The organism is Oceanobacillus polygoni, assembly GCF_008304605.1.
In the GTDB taxonomy this organism is placed as follows: Bacteria; Bacillota; Bacilli; order Bacillales; family Amphibacillaceae; genus Oceanobacillus; species Oceanobacillus polygoni.
Genome location: NZ_PIJY01000004.1, coordinates 69,996 through 91,504, shown reverse-complemented (window position 1 = coordinate 91,504; position 21,509 = coordinate 69,996). Strand labels below are relative to the sequence as shown.

The window sequence follows — 21,509 nt, the reverse complement described above, 5'->3', positions numbered from 1 at the left end:
GAATGCGTGACTTTTTCATTTGTCTTTTTTGTAAACATACATAAGAAAAGAATGTTTAATACTACGTTTTGATGTCAATTAAAAAAGTATTTATGTTAATTTAGAACAACTGATTGTTAACTTTGAACAAACAAGCGACCATGTTAGACAACACCATTCCATTATTTTGTTTACTAAATATAAAGACCTAAATAATGATGTGTACTATACTAATCATAGCGCATGAAGTGGAGACGTATCCACCCTAGTAGTACGAATAAGCAGATATGAGAAATAAAGGCGTCACAACATAAATACCTTTAGCTTTATTTGTGAAACAAACTATTATACGCTATTTGGCCCTGTAAATACAGGGACGTAATCATTTTCTATAAAATGACTACATTAAAGAAATATCTGATCGGACAAGTAGTGTAAACTCTTATATTGTTGATCGTGAGAGGGGAATTTTTTTGGAAAGCTTGAAACGAGACCAGCTTAAGGATGCTGGTTTCAGTGATGATGTTCTACCAACGAAGGACAAGGATAGAACATGGAACATAGGAAACTTTTTTACTGTTTGGATGGGTAGTGTACATAACGTACCGAACTATATAGCAATTGGCGGTCTCTTTGCTATTGGACTATCTATTGGACAAGTATTTGCGGCAATTATAACGGCAGCTCTTATCTTAGCAGCAGTGATGGTTTTAAATGGCCATGCTGGTTCAAAATATGGCTTACCATTTGCAATGCTAATTCGTTCATCATACGGAAATAAAGGAGCCTTATTTCCTGGTGTAATAAGAGGGGTTATTGCAGCTATTATGTGGTTTGGTTTTCAAACATTTGCAGGAAGCCAGGCACTATCGATACTGATTGGCAAGCTCTGGCCAGATTATTTAACACTAGGCGGCGATTGGAATTTCTTTGGGCTGTCATTGCCAGGACTTATTTCGTTCCTGATTTTTTGGTTATTTAATGTAGCTTTAATTTATGGAGGAATGAATATCTTAGGGAAGTTTACGAATATCCTTTCCCCGTTAATTTATATTGTATTTGGCGGGATGGCTATATGGGCGATTAACTTGGCTGGTGGCATTGGTCCAATTCTTTCCTACACTGGTTCAGGTTTTGAAGGCAATAGTATTCTTGTCTTTTTAGCTGCTGTTACAGCAATAATTGCTGCATGGGCAGCACCGATGGTTAATGTATCTGACTTTACAAGATTATCTCGTACACATAAAGAACAGGCAGTTGGTCAGACTTTAGGATTAGTTGTAACATACCTGCTTTTTGCAGTTGCAAGTATTTCGATCATTGTTGGTTCAGAAATTGCTTTTGGAACACCAATTTGGAATGTACTTGATGTGGTAGCTCGATTTGATGGAACTTTTGCTATTGCTATTTCTGTATTAACATTATGTTTAACAACGTTATCTGTTAACGTAACCGGAAATATTGTTCCTGCAGGCTATCAGATTGCATCACTATTTCCAAAGGTTTTTTCCTTTAAATCAGCAGCAACTGTGGCTGCTATCATAGGAATTCTTATTATGCCATGGAAGCTAATGGAAAATTCTACTAGTATCTTTACCTTTTTAAACATTGTTGCTGGACTGTTAGCACCAATAACTGGGGTAATGCTTGCGCACTACTTCATTGTTTCGAAGAAGAAGATTGATATAAACGAATTATACTCTAAAAATGGTAAGTATAATTATAAAAATGGGTATAATGTGAATGCAATTGTAGCTACGGTCATTGGTGCTGTACTTAGTTTGATTGGTCAGTTTGTACCATTCTTAAAACCACTGTATGATATTTCATGGTTTGTAGGAATTGCTTCTGGTATTGTAATTTATACATTACTGGAGCTCTCTAGGAAAAAAAAGAGCAATTCACAAGCGTTGAATAAATTTAATCGAAAAGGCGCATAATCTGAAGTTGTTAATGACTTCATTTTTATAAAGAGTTACAGATAAAATGCAGTAAAGAGGATCGTTTATATTTTCTTTACTGCTTCACAAACTAGTTTGTTTTACATGAAATAGCAAAAAGTAAAAGCATGAGAGGGGAATTATCAGATGACAACATTTGATCTCATTATTAGAAATGGAAATATAGTAACGGCAGATTCAATTGTTTCAGGAGATATTGCAGTGAAAGCTGGAAAGATAGTAGAGGTTTCCGCTGATAAAGCGATCGAGGGAACTGCTGCGAAAGAAATTAATGCAGAAGGATTACATATCTTACCTGGGTTAATTGACACACATGTACATTTTAATGAGCCAGGAAGAACAGAATGGGAAGGACTAGAAACAGGAAGCCGAAGCTTAGCTGCTGGAGGCGCGACATCATTCTTTGATATGCCGTTGAACAGTACCCCTCCTACAATTAATAAAGCAAATTTAGATTTGAAAAAAGAACGAGCTCAAGAGAAATCGATTGTAAATCCATATTATTGGGGTGGGCTAGTTCCTGAAAATATTGATGACTTAAAGGATCTTCATGAAAACGGTGTAATTGGTTTCAAAGCATTCATGTCACCGAGTGGAATTGCTGATTTCAATAATGTTGATGATGAATCCATTTTTAAAGGGATGAAAGAAATTGCCTCTTTAGGTTCTTTACTAGCTGTTCACGCAGAAAGCACGGTTATTTGTGATCAACTAGCTGATGAGAAGCAAAAGCAAGGTAAAACAACTGCTAGAGATTTTGTTGAATCAAGACCGATTATTTCAGAAATTGAAGCAGTAAGAAGAATTATCTCTTATGCAGAAGCAACTGGATGTAAGCTTCACATTGTACATGCAAGTAGCCGTAAAGTTGTTGCAGTTATCAATGATGCTAAACAAAGAGGTGTTGATATTACAGTTGAAACATGTCCACATTATTTATCCTTAACTGTAAAAGATTTAGAAGAAAAAGGTGCCATAGCAAAATGTGCTCCACCACTTCGTGACGAAGATGAAGTAGAAGACCTTTGGGCTGCAGTTGCTGCAGGAGAAATCAATGTCATTGCATCAGATCATTCACCAGCACCAGCATCCATGAAAACAATCACAGACAACTATTTTGAAGGATGGGGCGGGATTTCAGGCGCTCAATCTACGTTGAATATTATGCTGACAGAGGGCTATTTTAAACGTAACCTTCCATTAGAAAAAATTGTGGCATTGACTGCAACAAACCCAGCAAAACTTTTCGGATTAGAAACAAAAGGTACAATTGCTGCTGGTTTCGATGCGGATATAACACTTGTTGATCTTAACGAAGAATTTGAACTGAAAGCTGAAGATTTACAATATCGTCATCAGCATTCACCATATGTTGGTAAGACATTTAAAGGGAATGTAAAAACAACCGTTGTAAATGGGGAAGTTGTATTTAATAACGGAGAAATTGTAGAGTAATAAATCTCTAGATTCTTTATAAACATTCAGTTAGAAGAGGGGTATTCAAATGGGATTTGATGCAGTAATTAAAAACGGAAATGTTGTACTTCGCGATGGTGTCTATAACGTAGATATCGGAATAAAAGACGGTAAAATTGCAAGCATTGCAGAGGAAATTACGGAGCAAGCAAATGAAGTAATTGATGCAAAAGGCCAATATGTGATGCCTGGAATGATTGATACGCACGTGCATATTAGTGAACCTGGCCGAACAGAGTGGGAAGGCTTTGAAACGGGTTCTAAAGCACTTGCTGCTGGTGGAACGACAAGTTATGTTGAAATGCCACTTAATGCTATTCCAGCAACCATCAATAAAGAAACATTGGATTTGAAGCTAGAAGCTGCTAAAGGCCAGAACTACGTAGACTACGCATTCTATGGAGGACTTGTTCCAGAGAACATCGATCAGCTAGAAGAATTAGTCGATGAGGGTGTTCCAGCATTCAAATGCTTTATGTCTGCTATAACTGCAGAAGTACCTGGAGACTTTGTTAGTGTTGATGATTATGCACTATACAAAGGCATGCAAAAATTAGCGGAATTGGATCAAATTCTATGTATTCATGCTGAAAACCCAACCATTACTGCAAAGCTAGCAGAAGAAATGGTGCGTGAAGGTAGAACATCAACAATGGATTATGTTGATTCACGTCCAATTTTTACGGAGGTTGAAGCAGTACAACGTGCATTATTGTTTGCGAAAGAAACGGGATGTAAGCTGCATTTCGTGCACATTAGTACGTCAGAAGCAATCCAGAAGATTCTTGAAGCACGCAGAGACGGTGTAGATGTAACAGTTGAATCATGTACACATTATTTCGCACTTACTGCAGAAGATGTAGAAGAAATTGGACCAAGAGCTAAATGTCAACCACCATTGAGAAAAGCGAAAGACCAAGCAAGATTATGGGATGAACTGATGGCAGGTAATATTGATTGGTTAACTTCCGATCATTCTCCATGTACAGAAGACCTAAAACAAGGAAATATCTTTGATGCGTGGGGCGGAATTAGTGGCGCACAAAATAATGTAGATATTATGTTTGATCTTGCTGTAAAACAACGCGGATTAGCCGTGCAAAAGTTTGTAGATTTAATCGCAACAACTCCAGCAGAGCGCTTTAACTTACCAAATAAAGGTGAAATTGCTGTTTCAAAGGATGCAGATATTATTCTAGTTGATCCGAATAGCTCTTATACATTAAACAGGGAAGACCTTTATTATAAAAATAAGCATAGTGCTTATGAAGGTAGAAAAATTGATTGCCGTGTAACGAAAACAATTGTACGCGGAAATGTTGTTTATGATTTAGAACAAGGCATTGTAGGCGAACCAATTGGTAAGCTGATGACTGTGAATAACTAATCTGATTCGAATTGAAAAGGGTGTTTCCTCCTATGAGGGACACCTTTTTTGTATAAATTGCATATTTCAAAAGCTATTTCACCCTGGCAGCATATTATGTTTAAAATAAAGAGGAATAAATCACAGTAATATATAGAGGTAAAAAAAGGCTATTGTTCTATTTGCATAGAAAATAGCTGAGTTTAATAAGAGCTTGATCCCTTGACTTATTGGATAAATCGTAAATTACACTATCAAAACCTCCTCATTCGCAGTACAAATTGAACAATTAGCTATTTAGAGTATATAAAAGAGGAATATAAGTTGGTCACTATGAACAATATACTTAATAAATTTAGTTGTAATCGACATTTACATGGAATTCAATTAATTTTACAATGAAATGCAGTACAGAGTTGGGAGCGGATACAACATAGCATATAGTTAGAGGATTTCTAAATTGTTCACATGGCAGTGTGAGCAATAAGGGGTATTTTACATAAATGCATGTCAGTTGTTTCACTTGTTTCTGTACAAGTTAATAATAAAGGATGGGACAAGAATGGAGAAAACAGAGAAAAAGAAAAAATTTCAATTGCCTCATATTTATGTAATCTTATTCATTTTTAGTGCACTCGCTGCAGTCGCTACCTATATTGTACCGGCAGGTGAATTCGATCGGGTACCGGGGCCAGATGGAAGGGAAACGGTGGATCCCGAATCTTTTACACAAATTGCATCTTCGCCTGTAGGGTTTGTTGACTTCTTGACAATTATTCCAAGAGGACTAATTGAAGCTGGTGAAATTATATTTTTCACATTTATGATTGGTGGAATGTTCATGGTGCTGAAAAAAACAGGCATCATTGAAATAGTAGTCGATCGCTTAGCAAATCGTTTTGCTAATAAAAGTATTTTAATCATTCCGGTGCTTACAACTGTTTTTGCATTCGTTGCTACATTAATTGGTACACCAGAATTAACACTTGTATATATTCCTGTCATCTTACCACTGATGATTGCGTTAGGATATGACTCCATTGTTGCGGCAGCTGTTGCTTTAATTGGGTCAGTAGTCGGTTTTACTGCAGGTGTACTCAATCCAGTAAACGTAGGGTTATCACAACAAATTGTCGGTGTTCCATTGTTTTCAGGAATAGGCTTTCGCGTAACTATTTTTGTATTAACGGTAGTAGTTGCATCGCTTTTCATTATGCGCTACGCTAAAAAAATTAAAGACAATCCATTAAATAGTTATGTCTATGAAGAGGATGCAGAGAAAAGAAAGCTATATCAACACCAAGATAAATTAGAAGTAAGGACAATGACAGCGAAACAAAAGTATGCTTCTCTTGCGGCACTTTTATTTATGGGAATCTTAGTCTATGGTGTACTTAATCATGGGTGGTTTATGGTCGAGATGGCTGGACTATTTATCTTCATGGGGATTGTTGTAGGCTTAATCGCTGGACTGAACTCAACGGAAATTTCAGAAGGATTCACGGAAGGTTTCCGAGACGTGTTAATGGGAGCAATTATCATGGGATTAGCTCGTGGGGTTTCGGTCGCGTTAGAAGATGGTCATATTATGGATACAATCGTCTATAGTCTAGGGTCGGTAGTTGGTGATTTCCCTGCCGTTTTCGGTGCTGTTGGAATGTATCTTGTACAATTAGTGATAAACTTTATCATTCCGTCTGGAAGTGGACAAGCACTAGTGACAATGCCGATTATGGGACCGTTAGCTGATATTATCGGTGTTACGAGACAAACGGCAGTTCTCGCCTTCCAGCTTGGTGATGGATTTGCTCATATTCTCTATCCGACATCCGGATACTTTATGGCAGCTTTAGCAATTGCAGGCGTTTCTTGGCAAAAATGGATAAAATTCTTCTTACCGCTATTTTTTATTTTTTCAGGAATTGGAATTATTGCACTAATCATTGCCCAATCGATTCAGTGGACAGGATGAATAACTATATAAAAAGGAAATCCTAAAATAAAAAATGAGTTTTAGGATTTTCTTTTCAAGTCTTTACCAATAAGTATTGTTTATTATGGATAAAAATCAATTATTTTTTTATCATAAATGGCATAGAAACAGTAGGTGTAGACGGGTATAATAAGGATAGATATATTAGAAACTATTTTAACAACCCCTATAAAGATTTTGTTTGATAGAAAGGAAATGTAATATGACTAATTTAGCTAAAGAGTTAACAGATATGCTAGAAGCGCTCGGATCACATGGTAAAGATCCAGCGGGAGGAGTATCACGCTTTCTTTACACAAAGGAATGGATTGATGCACAGAGATATTTAGAGAAAGAAATGCTGGATGAAGGCTTAGATGTGCATTTTGATGAGATTGGAAATTTATTCGGTACATTAAAAGGGTCTAAATATCCAAACGAAACAATCCTATCAGGCTCTCACGTAGACACTGTTGGGAACGGCGGATATTACGATGGACAGTTTGGTATCGTAGCAGCTTTCATTGCAATCAAACATTTAAAAGCAAAATATGGACAGCCTTTACGAAACATTGAAGTTGTATCAATGGCAGAAGAAGAAGGTAGCCGTTTCCCATACTCTTTCTGGGGATCAAAAAATATTGTCGGAATTGCTAAAAACGACGATGTAAAAGATATTACTGATTTTGATGGTGTTCCATTTGTCGAGGCAATGCGCAATGCTGGATTTGATTTCAGAGACGATACAAAAGGAATGCGTGAAGATTTAAAAGCGTTTGTTGAGATTCATAATGAGCAGGGTAATGTCTTGGAAGCTGAAGAAAAGTCAGTTGGCGTCGTTCATAGTATTGTTGGTCAGCGCCGATTCAATATAGAAATCAGCGGCCAAGCAAACCATGCAGGTACAACACCAATGGGCTACCGTAAAGATACAGTTTTCGCGACGAGCCAAATGGTATCCGAAATTATTACTGCTGCAAGAAAGCATGGGGATCCATTAGTGGCAACTGTTGGTAAAATTGACGTAACACCTAACGTTGTCAATGTAGTTCCAGGGAATACTTTATTTACATTAGATATTCGTCATACGGAGAAAGATGCTTTAGTTCAATTTACAGAAGAAGTGAATGAAATCCTAAACCGTTTAGCAAAAGAGCATCAAGTAGGATTAACGATTGATATGTGGATGGATGAAGATCCAGTACCAATGGATAAGAATATTGTTGATCTTATGATTAAGCAATGTGATGAGAATGGTTTAAACTATAAATTAATGCATAGTGGTGCAGGTCATGATTCACAAATATTTGCACCGAAGATTCCAACTGCAATGATTTTTGTTCCGAGTCGTGATGGAATCAGTCACAACCCAGCTGAATATACGGAGCCAGCAGACTTAGCTGAAGGTGTAAAAGCACTGATGGGTGCACTTTACGAATTAGCTTATAAAGAGTAAGTTTAGATGAAAAAAAGCAAGCGGGAAGACAACTTCATTCCCACTTGCTTTTTCTTATCCTTCACTTTCTAAAATCGTTCCAATTAATAATGCGACACGAATTCGAAGTGAATCAGTAGGGTCGCGGAATGAGCAGTTAAGCAATTGTTCCATTTTTTCAATTCGGTACTTTACTGTATTTCGATGAACATATAATCTTCTTGATGTTTCAGATATCTCACATTGGCAGTCCAAATAGGTTTCCATTGTTTTTACTAAATCAATTTCCTCTTTCGTATTTGGATATGCAAGTGTTTTTAATGTGTTTTCATATAAAGCCTTTAAGTCTTTTCGAGGCAAAGTTGTTAACAATTCATCAATTTCTCTTGTTCGATAAAAATTAATAAAGCCAAACTTATTTAAATCGTAGCCATTCATGATCGCATCAACTGCTTCATAGTAGGCATTTGGAATATCAATAGGCGATTGAACTAAATTGCTGATGCCGAATGAAATTGTGATATCTCCATCCTGTAAATTCCTTTGCGCACTTTCAACAAATTCGGTTACTCGTTCGATTTCAGTCTCATTATAATTAGAGAATTGTAATAGCATGACGAAGTATTTTTCCTTCGTAAATAAAATGGCATCCATATCATTATTTACAATTTCATCTTCTAATTGATCATAGATGCTATTATGAAGCTCAGCGATTCTTTTTTCATATAATTGCAGCGCATCATAGTTATCGCCTTCTGGATCTATTGTACAGATGATACAAATCGTATCCAGTTTATCATCGAGGCCGTAGTAGTGTGTGCGGCTCAAAATTTCTTCGTTAGAATGTATCCGCCTTTCGATTAAATCTGCAAAAAAGTTATTTTTCAACAATCGTGTATTTTCCTCAATTGCTTGTTCTTTTATAATCGTAAACGAAATGACATTCCCAGCTTGCTCAATTGCCATTTGTGATGAAGGATATGGCAAAGTAGATGCATCCACCATGACAAGCATACTATTGTGCTGCCTCTTTGTTTGCACAGGAAAGGTAGCAATTGATAGACCTTCACTTGATGGGATTGTAAATGTACCACCCTGTCGTCCAAGTGGCAAATCGTTTTTGATCGCATGGATCATTTCCAGCTCCAAGATCTGCATAGAGTCCTTTCGGAAATCATGGCTTTGAGCAATTTTTTCACCTCTGTGATTTAATAACATGGCAGGACGATTTAGGAAATGACCTAATTGTTCAACAAGGGAATTTAAACTATATTCCTTGATCATCATATCGGAAAACTCTTTCTGGACATGCAATGCATAATAAAGTTGTTCCGCTTTATCATCATTTAAGTAATTCAATATGTGACGGGATAATTCACCTAAAGTAAGGTTTGTTGGAAGGTCGATGATAGGAAATGCTAATTCATTAGCAAGGAGTTTAACCTCTTCCGGTAGCTCTTTTAAGAAACGATTGATTTTGATAACGATACCTGTACAATTTAAGTTATGCATTTGTCTAATCAAATTGCAGAGCTCTTGCGCGTCGTCTTTAAAGGCGTAACCTGTAGTAAGTAACAAATGGTTATTATCTAAATACTGAATAACGTCAGGAGTATCAGAGATATTTACAAATTGTACATTTCTTGTCAAGCCTCGATGCCCAGCTATAACTGTACAATCTTTCATTGCATCTAATATAAATAAGTTATTTAATGTTTTCACTCTATGACCATCCCTTGTGTTTTTGTTCTATTTCGTGCTGTATCCATGAAGGGAAATACAATGTAATTATATACTGATTTAGGGTTAAAGTAAATAAAAAAGCAGAAGGCTTTTAGTCATTTTAAACAATGATATTTTTAATTACTTTGTGTAAAATAGATAGGTAGGAGTAAATTACGGATAATTTAGTGAGGGATTTGAGGTATTCATTCATGAACGATTTCAATAAGAAAGCCAGTCGTAATGGGAATTCGTTAATTAGGTGGGAAGCGAACGCTGGAAGTAAGATCGTTTTCGATATATTTAAGGTACATTCAAATGGCACCGTTCACAGTATTTTTAATAACAGCTTTAATTTGATTTTTGGAGAAAGAATGATTCATATTGGTTCCGTAGAAAATGGTGTAGCCCCATTTGGGATCGGAATGGAGCACATGAACGCTCAGCTGCTGACAAAGCAAATCAATGGAAATCAATCCGTTCAATGGGATGCATATAACCAGCAGTTAATTATTGGAAATAAATATTTACTCTCATTAAATCAGGCGATACGAACAAATCATATGCTTTCTGAACAATCGTTTAATGCTACAAACATTCAGCGTAATCTAGAATGGGTAACCTCCAAATTACGTCATGAAACTTGGCAAACTGGGTTAGCTCAGACAGCTGAAGAAAAGGAATTTATTATTGACTATCTTTTATCAAAGAAATTTACAGACGCAAATCAATCGCTGTTTCATAAGTTCGATGAGTTGGAGCGTGTTGTGACAAATCGTCAAGGTGTGGATGTGCAAGAAGTCTTTGATTATTGGATCGGTAGGGGATTAGGTCTTACCCCAAGTGGTGATGATCTTCTTACTGGGATGTGTGCAAGTCTTTCGATATTGCATGGAACATCGAATCACTTCCATATACAGCTTAAAGATTACGTGATGCAATATGGGTTGCAACGTACAACACAAGTAGGTTATGAATACCTCTATTATGCAGCACAGCATGAATACCATTCCCATTTAATCCAGTTTTGTTCAGCTCTTCTTACAGAACAAGAGTCGGATTTATCAACTGTATTAGAGGAAATGAGGGCAATTGGACATACATCTGGAACAGACACAATAATTGGCGTTTTACTGGGCATGAAAATAGGAATTCGTTGACTAACATGCCATTAGGTTTTTGATGAGGGGTAACATGCTTGAAAGAACATATGGAATGGCCATATGTAAATATTATTATAGGTTGGTGTTAATATGAAAGAGTTACTAAAATCTAGTAACTGGATATCGGGCTTACAATGGCTCTTTTTTATTTTTACAAATATCGTTGTGATTCCAATTACAGTCGGAGCAGCATTTGAACTGTCACAAGAAACAATTGTTTCGATGCTCCAATTATCATTTATTGTGACAGGGCTTGCCTGTATTATTCAAGCATTGCTTGGTCACCATCGTGCAATTATGGAGGGACAATCAGGTTTATGGTGGGGAGTTATCCTTACACTTGTTAATACAGCTGTAGCGCAAGGAATGCCATTAGATGTACTTGGTGGTAGTTTAACGGTAGGTATTATTATTTCCGGTATTCTAACAATTTTGATTGGTATAACTGGAGTTGGTCCAATACTTGCCAAGCTTTTTAACCCAGGTGTGATGGGTGTATTTATGTTTCTATTTGCATGTCAATTGGTTGGAATATTTTTGAAAGGAATGTTAGGTATTCCTTTTGGAAATGTCGAGGGAGAAGTTTATATTGATCCGGCTATTTCCGTACTATCCATTGTAATTGCACTACTCGTCATTATTATTAGTATTAAGGGTTCGACAGAAGTTCGAAAGTATGGATTACTGATTGGAATAATTGTCGGTTGGATTGCATACGCACTTATTTTCAAGACAGAATCTGTAGCAGGTGGTCAAGCAAAAGCATTCCAATTCGAGTTATTTCCGTTTGGAGGACCAGCTTGGGATATTGGTATTATTTTAACGGTTGTTCTAACCGGTTTATTAAATACGGCTAATACATTTGGTGCACTTAAAGGAACTGACAGTATGTATGGAAAAGAAGCAACGAACAAACAGTACCGTAATTCGTTTACAATCACAGGATTTGTGACAGGGTTTGCTGGTATGTTTGGGCTTGTTCCCTATTCGCCATACGTGTCATCGATTGGTTTTCTAAACCAAACTGGTATTATTAAAAGGATGCCATTTATACTTGGCGGGTTTATGTTCTTCATGATGGGGATTATTCCTGCGATTGGAGCATTCTTCTCGACGCTTCCATTAAGTATTGGTAGTGCTGTATTATTTGTATCTTACTTACAGATTGTCATTTCATCTAGGAACTTCTTTAGAATTGTTAAGTGGAATACAAGAAATGTGTATCGTTCGGCAATTCCATTATTTGTAGGTATTATTATCATGACAATGCCAGCGTATTATTTTAATTCATTACCAGAAATCATTCGTCCATTATTAAGTAATGGCTTAATCGTTGGGATTACGCTTGCATTAATTTTAGAAAATCTATTATCATGGGATAAAATTGACTAGTTGTCCATGATTAACACTATAGTACGGAATCAGAGGTTATTCTTCTGATTCCGTTTTTTATTTCTCTCAGTCATTAAAAACTACACGGTTACGAAGAAAATACGAACTAACTTTTAAGCATCCTATCATATATTTTAGTTTCTTACGCAAAATACATAATATACGATGTAACATCCACCGTCAGCGACTGCCGCGCGCAGATGCATTCTCGCGGACGTAAGCGCCTTAGCCTTATCAAGAAAATTACACTGAGGAGGCATTACACACGTGTCTAACATCAAATCGAGCGGAACTCATAAGGCAGATGAGGGGCCGAACGGAGCGGGGCAACGACATTTGTTAACCTATTTCTCGGGCGTTCACTTTATTCAAGTTATTATGCTAGCGGTGTTTATTTCCAGGGGGTATTCGGTCAATCCATTCTTGCGTATTAAGTCGAACCTTTGTGCAAATGTGATAATAAAAAGAGGTAAATTATCAAAAATAGCATAATTAGAATATTTTATGTTGGTTTTATATAATAAAAAACGATTTGGTTTGTACGTTATGGACAATGACATTGAACCTGCAAGCGCTTATAATCAAAAGGGCTTAAGAGTTGTCATAAACTAATTGATGACTTAACAATTATAAAAGATAGATGGATGAGAAGGGGTTGAAAGCCAGTATGTCTACAAAAACAGATACGTTGACTATAGATGGTAAGAACAATCAACAAAGTCACGAAAACGATTCATTAAAACCGAATACGGAAAAAGATAGAACGTTAGGTCCTTTTGGTTACATGTCGATGTGGGTTGGCGATGGGGTTAACATGGGAAATATGACACTAGGTGCTAGTATTATCGTACTTGGTGTGGCAACATTAAATGCTGTTCAAACTTTTGCTGCAGCTTTGATAGCAATTGGTATTATTTCTATAATATTTGCATTAAATGACAGGCTTGGGTATCGAACAGGAATACCTTACGTTGTTCAGCTTAGAATGTCTTTCGGTGAAAAAGGAACAATTGTTTCATCCCTACTACGTGGAGTGCCAGCAGTTATCTGGTATGGTATTCAAAGTTGGATTGGGGCAACCGCTTTAAATGAAATCGTTAAGATTGCCTCGGGTGGTTCAATCGATAACGTTGCAATTTGTTTTATCATATTACAATCTTTTCAAATTGTGCTTTCTATGTTTGGGTTCCATGCAATTAAATGGGTAGAAACGGTTGCATCTGTGGTTCTTATGCTAATTATAGCATTTGTAGCTGTGGTACTTCTGAAAGACCATAGTACTGTTATCGCAGATAGCTGGGTAAGTGCAGAAGGATCATGGGGACTTCCATTCTTTGGATTTATCATGGTATTTATGGGGAATTATGCTGCGATATTCTTAAGCGCTGCTGATTATTCAAGAGAACTTAAATCAGGGATTAGTGATAAAAAACGTGGGCTATTTTATTTCTTACCAATTGCTATTTCATACGGTTCGGTAATTGTAGTTGGTGCAATGCTTGCGACTGCAACTGGATTCACAAACCCTGCAAGAGCATTACCAGCATTAATTGATAACACGTTTATTACGATCTTTATATCTGCATTTATCGTATTTGGATCGGTTGCTGTTAATATGGTTGCGAATATTGTATCGCCAACCTATGTCATTCAATTGTTTACAAAATTAGATTATAAAATTGCTGTAATTATAACTGGGCTTTTAGGAATGGTTTCATTCCCTTGGTTGTTAGTACAAGACTCTTCTGCAAAAGGTCTCGATATGTTCGTACTTATTTATTCAGCATTTTTAGGACCTCTAGTTGCTATTCTGTTAGTTGAATACTATCTATTAAGAAAACAAAAAGTGGATGTAGAAAAGCTGTATGAAAAAGGTGGACAATTTGCAGGTTCGAACCCAGCAGCATTTACTGCAATGCTAATCGGTGCAGCTGCAGCCTTCTCATTTGTTGATCTAGCATGGATAATCGGCTTTGTTGTTGCAGGTATTTCTTACATTCTTCTTTCGAAATATGCATTTAAAGGTTCAAGATTTAAAAAGGATACCATTTTTGAAGATAATAAATAATCAAATTAACGCCTGTGGGAACAAGAGGTTATCCACAGGCGTTTTATTTTTAGGGAAGAATCGCCATTCACCAAACCTAGAGTTAGAGTCAAAGGTCTACATCTTTACCTTTTTCATAATACCCTGTCATCACTTCCTGCGGTACCATATTCCCGCCAGTTGCCCATATGAGATGATGTGCCTGCTTCATTTTTTGTTGTAAGTTATTGTTCTCGATATAGTTTAGCCCACTTTGCTGCGTCAAAAGCTGAACTGGCCCATAAAAACCTGCAAGCGCAGATGGCTCTAATAAGATTTCTTCTGTATCGGCTAAATCACGAAGAAGAGCATATAGTCTTGCGTCTTGAATTGTAAAGCAGCCACTTAGCATATGTCCAATCTCCTCACCAACAAAACTAGAAGTTCTTCCTACAGCAAGTCCGTCTGCATCTGTCTGATTACTCAATCCAAAATCCTGAACAGAAACCTTGTCCTGAAGCCCTGTCAACTGACCAAGTAAAAAACAAGGAGAATTTGTAGGTTCTGCGAAAAAACAATGTACATACTCTCCAAACTCAGCTTTAAGACCAAAAGTAACGCCACCTGGTCCGCCACCAACACCGCATGGAAGATAAACAAATAATGGATGGTCTGCATCGACTTTAATATCCATCGTTTTTAATTGTTCTTTTAATCGTGAGGCTGCTACTGCATAGCCTAAAAAGAGGCTTTGCGAGTTTTCATCATCAATAAAATGGCATCTGGGATTCTTCTCCGCCTGTATTCTACCTTCGATTACAGCTTTACTATAATCGGATTGATATTCCATGACATGAACACCTTTGCTACGTAGCAGGTCTTTTTTCCATTGTTTTGCATCTGCAGACATATGAACAGTTACTTTAAATCCAAGCTGAGCACTAATAATCCCAATGCTCAAGCCGAGGTTTCCTGTAGAACCAACTGAGATTTCATAACTTGAAAACAGCGCTTTAAAGGCTTCACTGTCAAATTGGGTATAATCGTGATCATCTGAAATGTAATGATGCTTTAATGCAAGCTCTTCAGCATGCTTCAATACTTCATAGATTCCACCTCTTGCCTTGATTGATCCAGAAATTGGTAAATGACTATCGCATTTTAATAGAAGATCCCCTTGAATAGTAACTCCATAGTTTTGCTCGATTGCTTTTTGCATGTTGCGTATTGGTTTAACAGGCGATTCAATGATACCTTCCGACTCCAAGGTTTCGGGGAATGCTTTAGCTATATAAGGCGCAAAACGCTTTAGGCGTTTTGCTGCATCATCTATATCTGCTTCTTTTAGTGTATTTTTGGAATTCGCCATTTGATAGGTGGGGTTTGTCCAGAAAACTTCATTTGTGTTGATTATTTCTTCTAATATCGGATATTGTTCCACCCATTGATTAATCGATTTTTCAGCAATTTGTTCTCTCACTATGTATGCCATCCTTTCCTATCGTAAATTTTTTGTTTGTTTTCGCATGATTTTGGAAATTTAATACTACTATATATTCTAACATTTAGTGGTTTGGTAAATCGAATAATATCGTAAGGTATAATTTGTTTTCATATACACGGTATTGTTCTTTGTTATTAGAAGTTTTATTTAGCTTGATAACGGGAATGTGATTTGTAAAACTTTAACAAGGTGGTTATAAAATGAAGAAGTTCGTTTTAATTTTAGGTATTGCTAGTTCTATGTTCCTAATCTCATGTAGTAACGCAGAGTCTAATCAAGCCACTGATGAAAGTGACGTTCAAGAGACGAATGAAGAAGCTCATGAAATTGCTACAAGCGAAGAACAATTACGTGTACACGGTGATTTGATTGTTGACGCACTAGATAAAGCAGATTTTGATCAATTAGCCACTTTTGTTCATCCGGAAAAAGGAATCCGTTTTTCGCCGTATGTATTTATTGAGGAAGAGGAGCAGCTTGTTTTTGAAGCTGAACAAGTACGTGCATTTTCTAACGATGATGAAGTATACGATTGGGGAACAGAAGATGGTACAGGAGATACTATACAGCTAACTCCAAATGCGTACTATAATGATTATATCTATATTCGTGATTTTATTGAATCAAACGAGGTTCTTGTAAATGATATTGAAGCACGTGGCAATATGTTGATGAATGTAGAAGAAGTTTATCCAGAAGCAAGTTTTGTAAGTTATTATGTACCAGGAACAGATGTGGAATTGGATTGGGCAAATCTCATCCTTGCTTTTGAGGAAGTGAACGGTGATTGGTATTTAGTTGGCATCATTGTGGATCGGTGGACAACTTAAGAAGCTCTATTTCATTACGATAGCCTCGTTTTTATGATTTTTTGTCGAAAAATATTAATCATTCCTAAATTGATTATAAACTGTTAGAATATAGTAATAATCGAATTAATTTAATTATTCGACATTAAACGGAAAATTACTTGTGATAGGATAGAACGAGGTGAGTAGCATGGGAAACGTAATTCATATGCAGGATGTAACTTGGAGAAGAGAGGGAGAGCACATTCTCTCAAATATCAATTGGCAGGTTTCGCAAGGAGAACATTGGGCAGTTTTAGGGTTAAATGGTTCAGGTAAAACTACATTATTAAATATGATTAATGGTTATACTTGGCCAACTACTGGGAAAGTCAGTGTATTAAATCAACTTTTCGGTAAAACGGATATAAGAGAATTACGGAAATCAATCGGTTGGGTTAGCTCATCACTGCAAGAGAAAATTAAAGGAACTGACTATACAGAAGACATTGTTGTAAGTGGGGGCTTTGCTTCGATAGGACTGTACGATACCCCTACAGAGGAAAATTATCATAAGGCTAATCAAATTATGAAGCAGTTAGGGTGTGATTATTTAATTGGTCGTACTTATCAAACCTGTTCACAAGGAGAGAAGCAAAAACTATTAATTGCTAGGGGTTTAATGGCATCACCAGAATTACTTATTTTAGATGAGCCAACAAATGGACTAGATTTTATTTCAAGGGAAGGGTTATTAGCTGCTATCAATCAATTAGCTCTGCAAGAAGAAGCGCCAACAATTATTTTTGTAACACATCATATTGAAGAAATATTGCCGATTTTCTCGAACTCGCTATTGCTTCGTCAAGGAACAATATTTGATAAAGGGAAAAGTGTAGATGTATTAACAGATAGTAACTTATCACGTTTTTATGATATCGCTGTTAATGTTGAATGGCAGAAAAATCGAGCATGGATGACAGCAGCTCATTAATTTCGCTAAATATTTCCCAGGAAATATTTCCTGTTTACTATGCTGTGATCTGGAAAAAATGTAAAAATAAGAAAATCCTCCTACAAACATTTTTAGGAGGATTTCTTTAGAAATAAGCGTATAAATACTCGATTAATTATTGAAAAATAAAATTTCAAAAATAAGTGGAGCTAAAACAATTAAAGAATCTGCGAATGTTGACCCAGTAGAAAAACTATATAATTCTGAGAAATCGTCCTCGTAAAAATCCATATCATCATCATAATACTCAAAATCCTCCGTGGAATAGATATCAATGATGAAGTCAAGATCTTCGATAAATTCATAGTCATCTATGGATTCGCCTTGCTCGTTAAGAAAAGCCTCTAATGCTTCTGCTGATTCAAACTCATAGTAATCCAGCACCTCTTGAAGATTATCATCATCGATCGGTGTGCCTTCCCATCCGTTTATATAAGTATCAACGTAATCATAAAGCTCTTCGGAGAAAAGAATCCATTCTGCTTCAAGTACGTCCTGTCCCTCCGTGATATCGCCATATTCAATAAGCAATTCATTCAATTCTTCACGGCTTAAATTAAAGTCTTCAAGAACCGGTTGAATGGATTCCTCTGACAATGGCGTTCCTAATTCATCGGCAGACCAAAAGTATTCTAAGTTCCATTCCTTGCTTTCCAGGTAGTCAATATAATCCTCTGCTTCCCAACCGATGGCCTCTAAAAATGCTTCAAACTCTGGCTCATCGGCTTCAATTGCCAAAGCTGTCTGAGGTGAAACGCCAATACTAATAATAATTGCTAATACGAATGATACCAATAACTGTCTCATTTCTTACCCCCTAAATGATATTTATCTAGTTTGTTCTAGAATAGTATAATTTCAAAATGGAAAAAAGGCTATAGAAAATTGTGTTATCAATAATGGAGGCGTTTTCTGGGATGCGGTTTCATGATTAGTTTAATGTTTATTTATAAAAACCGAACAATTTCTTTGAAATGTAAAACAAAGTATGGTATTGACGGTAAAAACTAATCGTGGTAGGATTATTCAGTACTGTTTTTAATTAATAATCATATTTTAAACAAAGGGAGATCTAGCCATGTTTTTCAAAGAACAATATGAAGAGATCAGAAAGATTGCTGAACAAATTTATTACCATCCAGAATTAGGATATAAAGAACATCAAACAAAGCAAACAATCATTGAATTCTTAAAAAAGGTCAATCCAACTATTCAAATAGATGAATTTAGTACAACAGGCTTTCGAGTTACACTTGGAAGTGAAAAAAAAGACTTGCATCTGGCTTTTATAGCTGAATTGGATGCAGTATATGCTCCTACACATATGTGTGCAGATAAACAGACTGGAGCAGCTCATAATTGCGGACATTACACGCAAGTTGCAATTGCACTTAGTGTCTATCAGTATTTGCAGAAGACAAAGGCTTATCAAAATTTTGATTATCAAATTACATTCGTTTTTGTACCTGCAGAAGAATATCTTGATTTAGCTTATCGTGAAGAGCTAATCAAAGAAAAAACGATTTCGCATTATGGTGGAAAGCCTGAAGCGATGAAATTAGGTGTGTTTGATGATATCGACCTGGCTATTTGTGTTCATGCAATGGGAGGGGAATTTGAGAAGCGCTCTACGGAAATAAATAGTGATTTAGCAGGGTTCCTATATAAAAAATATACGTTTAAAGGAAAAGCGACCCATGCTGGATTTGACCCATTTACTTCAAAAAATGCATACAATATGTCTACTTTATTTAATGTTGCTGTTGGCTTAAGTCGCCAGCAACTAAAAGATTCAGAACAAGTTAGATTAAATCCAATCGTGATGGAGTCGGATATGTCTACAAATGTCATTCCAAACCATATTACTGTGGGAACAGATTTACGTGCAAAAACAGTGGGTTATATGAAGGAAGTCGCGATGAAATTAGATGATGCTGCTAAAGGTAGTGCTTATGCCTTGCAAGGAGAAGTTGAAGGGACTACACAAATGGGGTACCTTCCTTTCGTTCAAGATCGTTATCTATCGGAATTTGTGCTGGAAGCATTTGAGGAAAATCAGGAAATTGAAGCAATAAAGAACAATAACTTTATTAGTGCTGCTGGTGACATCGGCGATTTATCCTATATGATGCCATGTATACAAATTGGTTACAGTGGCTTTACGGGTACGATTCATGGCGATGATTTTATCGATATCGATCCTGAATATATTTATGAAATTTTTCCTAGGTTTTTAGCCGACGTTTTGAATAAAATGAATGGACGAATTGATAAATCGAAGTTATATCGAAGAAGTTATGAATCGTATAAGCAATTAATTGAGGGTATCGTTAACTAATCATCTTGAGAAAGAGGACATCAAATGAAGAACAAAAATTTTATATTTCTTATTATCTTTGTACTAGTTATCATTACAATAGCTGAAATGATAGGTTTTCAAAGCATACCAGTTGGAAGTATCTCCATTGGATTATTACCTTTAGTATTTGCTATTGTGATTACGATGATTTTAGGGTTGCAATTATTTCGAAAAGGTTTCTGGAAGAATGTTTATAGTAAAGCAAACATTGATTTTGCCGGGAAATATTTAATTTTTATTATGTTGCCATTAATGGCTCGGTATGGTGCAGATGTAGCGCCACAAATAAGAGAAATATTGCAGGTTGGTTGGGTATTTCTATTTCAGGAAATTGGGAACTTAGGAACAGTTCTATTTGGTCTGCCGATTGCAATCCTGCTTGGATTAAGACGTGAAGCAATTGGAGCAACGTTAGGAATTGGTCGTGAAGGTGAACTTGCATATATATCAGAAAAATATACGCTTAACTCTAGTGAGGGAAGAGGGGTTCTTTCCTTGTATATAATCGGTACATTATTCGGAACGATTTTCTTCAGTATTTTAGCACCGGTATTGCTTGGTGTTGGCTTTCCTGTTGAGGCACTAGCGATGGCCTCAGGAGTAGGCTCTGGCAGTATGATGAGTGCGGCATCTGCTAGTTTAGTTGCACAGGTTCCTGACATGGAAAGTACAATATTAGCCTATGCTTCAGCAAGTCAATTATTAACGAGCTTTCTTGGAACATTTACAATGGTATTCCTAGCGGCACCGTTACAGAAATTCATGTACAAATTTATGGTTAGAGGTGACGCATAATGGCTAATATGTTAACAAATAAATATATAAAATATGGCTTGATTTTGCTTCTTAGTGTTAGCCTAATTGTCTTTACACAAGAAATCAAACATTTAAAAAATCCGGATTCGATGCCAGTTACACCAATGACCTTTATTGGTTTAAGCTCATTATGGCTCTTTTCTATGATTGGAATTGGAATTTCAGATGTATTACAAAAGTCACCAGTAAAATTTGTAAGAGAATTTCCTGTACTAGGCTGGGTTTCGATTACTTCCTTAGTGCTTTGTCTTTTATCTGACTTTTTTATCACGGCAATTCAAGCAGTTGATTTTCTATCAATAACAACGCCGATATTAACTTTTGCAGGAATTTCCGTAGCAAATCGACTTGTCGATTTGAGAAAAACGTCTTGGAAAATCGCTATTGTAGCAATGTTTGTTTTTACAGGAACGTATTTAGGAAGTACATTGATTGCTAGCCTGGGACTTTATTTAGCAGGAAACTAAATCTGCTGCTCCAATTGTGTCGTGTAGTTTTACTGTTATCCGATAGTATGTTAAAATAACAAATCACA

General features: G+C 36.4%; 17 protein-coding genes. 14 read left to right on the top strand and 3 right to left on the bottom strand.

Annotation, left to right across the window (positions count from 1 at the left end; translation table 11 throughout):
* Positions 1-452: 452 nt before the first annotated feature.
* The 5 genes from allW (at position 453) to allC (ending at position 8,210) form a co-directional block, all read left to right on the top strand.
* Positions 453-1,919, top strand: coding sequence for an allantoin permease (gene allW, locus F1560_RS01830; RefSeq protein WP_149472960.1), 1,467 nt, complete (start codon positions 453-455; stop codon positions 1,917-1,919).
* A 147-nt stretch (positions 1,920-2,066) separates the two neighbouring features.
* Positions 2,067-3,395 carry an allantoinase gene (locus F1560_RS01825; protein ID WP_149472959.1) on the top strand — a complete coding sequence of 443 codons (1,329 nt, stop codon included), beginning with the start codon at positions 2,067-2,069 and terminating at the stop codon, positions 3,393-3,395.
* A 49-nt stretch (positions 3,396-3,444) separates the two neighbouring features.
* Positions 3,445-4,803 (top strand): allantoinase AllB, encoded by a 1,359-nt coding sequence (gene allB, locus F1560_RS01820; RefSeq protein WP_149472958.1) that lies wholly within the window; start codon positions 3,445-3,447, stop codon positions 4,801-4,803.
* Between the two features lie 541 nt (positions 4,804-5,344).
* A complete protein-coding gene (locus F1560_RS01815) occupies positions 5,345-6,754 on the top strand; it encodes a YfcC family protein (RefSeq protein WP_149472957.1) in 1,410 nt (469 codons plus the stop codon).
* Between the two features lie 223 nt (positions 6,755-6,977).
* A complete protein-coding gene (gene allC / locus F1560_RS01810; protein WP_149472956.1) occupies positions 6,978-8,210 on the top strand; it encodes an allantoate deiminase in 1,233 nt (410 codons plus the stop codon).
* 54 nt (positions 8,211-8,264) lie between these two features.
* Here allC and F1560_RS01805 read toward each other — a convergent pair whose 3' ends face one another.
* Positions 8,265-9,911, bottom strand: coding sequence for a PucR family transcriptional regulator (locus tag F1560_RS01805; RefSeq protein WP_149472955.1), 1,647 nt, complete (start codon positions 9,909-9,911; stop codon positions 8,265-8,267).
* Between the two features lie 212 nt (positions 9,912-10,123).
* Here F1560_RS01805 and F1560_RS01800 point away from each other — a divergent pair, with 212 nt between their 5' ends.
* The 4 genes from F1560_RS01800 (at position 10,124) to F1560_RS01785 (ending at position 14,534) form a co-directional block, all read left to right on the top strand.
* Positions 10,124-11,071, top strand: a complete 948-nt coding sequence (locus F1560_RS01800; RefSeq protein WP_149472954.1) for an oxamate carbamoyltransferase subunit AllH family protein — start codon at positions 10,124-10,126, stop codon at positions 11,069-11,071.
* A gap of 93 nt (positions 11,072-11,164) precedes the next feature.
* Positions 11,165-12,466 (top strand): uracil/xanthine transporter, encoded by a 1,302-nt coding sequence (locus F1560_RS01795; protein WP_149472953.1) that lies wholly within the window; start codon positions 11,165-11,167, stop codon positions 12,464-12,466.
* Between the two features lie 267 nt (positions 12,467-12,733).
* Positions 12,734-12,958: a hypothetical protein gene (locus tag F1560_RS01790; protein WP_149472952.1), complete on the top strand. Its 225-nt coding sequence runs from the start codon at positions 12,734-12,736 to the stop codon at positions 12,956-12,958.
* Between the two features lie 175 nt (positions 12,959-13,133).
* Positions 13,134-14,534, top strand: coding sequence for an NCS1 family transporter (locus F1560_RS01785; protein WP_149472951.1), 1,401 nt, complete (start codon positions 13,134-13,136; stop codon positions 14,532-14,534).
* Between the two features lie 88 nt (positions 14,535-14,622).
* On the opposite strand, the gene F1560_RS01780 is transcribed toward F1560_RS01785, so the two are convergent.
* Positions 14,623-15,972: a D-serine ammonia-lyase gene (locus F1560_RS01780; protein ID WP_246811898.1), complete on the bottom strand. Its 1,350-nt coding sequence runs from the start codon at positions 15,970-15,972 to the stop codon at positions 14,623-14,625.
* A gap of 224 nt (positions 15,973-16,196) precedes the next feature.
* On the opposite strand from F1560_RS01780, the gene F1560_RS01775 reads away from it, so the two are divergent.
* Together F1560_RS01775 and F1560_RS01770 are read left to right on the top strand one after the other, a co-directional pair.
* Complete coding sequence (locus tag F1560_RS01775) at positions 16,197-16,826, top strand: hypothetical protein (RefSeq protein WP_149472949.1); 630 nt, start codon at positions 16,197-16,199, stop codon at positions 16,824-16,826.
* Between the two features lie 169 nt (positions 16,827-16,995).
* On the top strand, positions 16,996-17,778 hold the full coding sequence (locus tag F1560_RS01770; RefSeq protein ID WP_149472948.1) for an ABC transporter ATP-binding protein: 783 nt from the start codon (positions 16,996-16,998) through the stop codon (positions 17,776-17,778).
* Between the two features lie 132 nt (positions 17,779-17,910).
* Here the strand turns inward: F1560_RS01770 and F1560_RS01765 are convergent, their stop codons facing one another.
* Complete coding sequence (locus F1560_RS01765) at positions 17,911-18,606, bottom strand: processed acidic surface protein (RefSeq protein WP_149472947.1); 696 nt, start codon at positions 18,604-18,606, stop codon at positions 17,911-17,913.
* Between the two features lie 271 nt (positions 18,607-18,877).
* Here F1560_RS01765 and F1560_RS01760 point away from each other — a divergent pair, with 271 nt between their 5' ends.
* The 3 genes from F1560_RS01760 to F1560_RS01750 are packed head-to-tail and all read left to right on the top strand — an operon-like array spanning position 18,878 to position 21,441.
* On the top strand, positions 18,878-20,137 hold the full coding sequence (locus F1560_RS01760) for a M20/M25/M40 family metallo-hydrolase (RefSeq protein WP_149472946.1): 1,260 nt from the start codon (positions 18,878-18,880) through the stop codon (positions 20,135-20,137).
* 24 nt (positions 20,138-20,161) lie between these two features.
* The gene (locus F1560_RS01755) at positions 20,162-20,953 is read left to right on the top strand and encodes a DUF3100 domain-containing protein (protein WP_149472945.1); all 792 of its coding nucleotides are present in this window, start codon (positions 20,162-20,164) and stop codon (positions 20,951-20,953) included.
* Positions 20,953-21,441 (top strand): hypothetical protein, encoded by a 489-nt coding sequence (locus tag F1560_RS01750; protein WP_149472944.1) that lies wholly within the window; start codon positions 20,953-20,955, stop codon positions 21,439-21,441. Before F1560_RS01755 ends, F1560_RS01750 begins: the two co-directional genes overlap by 1 nt.
* Positions 21,442-21,509 lie beyond the last annotated feature (68 nt).

Coding starts and splice junctions, on each gene's coding strand:
- F1560_RS01795 (WP_149472953.1), top strand. CDS start 11,165: ATGAAAGAGTTACTAAAATCTAGTAACTGGATATCGGGCTTACAATGG.
- F1560_RS01775 (WP_149472949.1), top strand. CDS start 16,197: ATGAAGAAGTTCGTTTTAATTTTAGGTATTGCTAGTTCTATGTTCCTA.
- F1560_RS01800 (WP_149472954.1), top strand. CDS start 10,124: ATGAACGATTTCAATAAGAAAGCCAGTCGTAATGGGAATTCGTTAATT.
- F1560_RS01755 (WP_149472945.1), top strand. CDS start 20,162: ATGAAGAACAAAAATTTTATATTTCTTATTATCTTTGTACTAGTTATC.
- F1560_RS01785 (WP_149472951.1), top strand. CDS start 13,134: ATGTCTACAAAAACAGATACGTTGACTATAGATGGTAAGAACAATCAA.
- F1560_RS01750 (WP_149472944.1), top strand. CDS start 20,953: ATGGCTAATATGTTAACAAATAAATATATAAAATATGGCTTGATTTTG.
- F1560_RS01765 (WP_149472947.1), bottom strand. CDS start 18,606: ATGAGACAGTTATTGGTATCATTCGTATTAGCAATTATTATTAGTATT.
- allB (WP_149472958.1), top strand. CDS start 3,445: ATGGGATTTGATGCAGTAATTAAAAACGGAAATGTTGTACTTCGCGAT.
- F1560_RS01825 (WP_149472959.1), top strand. CDS start 2,067: ATGACAACATTTGATCTCATTATTAGAAATGGAAATATAGTAACGGCA.
- F1560_RS01815 (WP_149472957.1), top strand. CDS start 5,345: ATGGAGAAAACAGAGAAAAAGAAAAAATTTCAATTGCCTCATATTTAT.
- allC (WP_149472956.1), top strand. CDS start 6,978: ATGACTAATTTAGCTAAAGAGTTAACAGATATGCTAGAAGCGCTCGGA.
- F1560_RS01770 (WP_149472948.1), top strand. CDS start 16,996: ATGGGAAACGTAATTCATATGCAGGATGTAACTTGGAGAAGAGAGGGA.
- F1560_RS01760 (WP_149472946.1), top strand. CDS start 18,878: ATGTTTTTCAAAGAACAATATGAAGAGATCAGAAAGATTGCTGAACAA.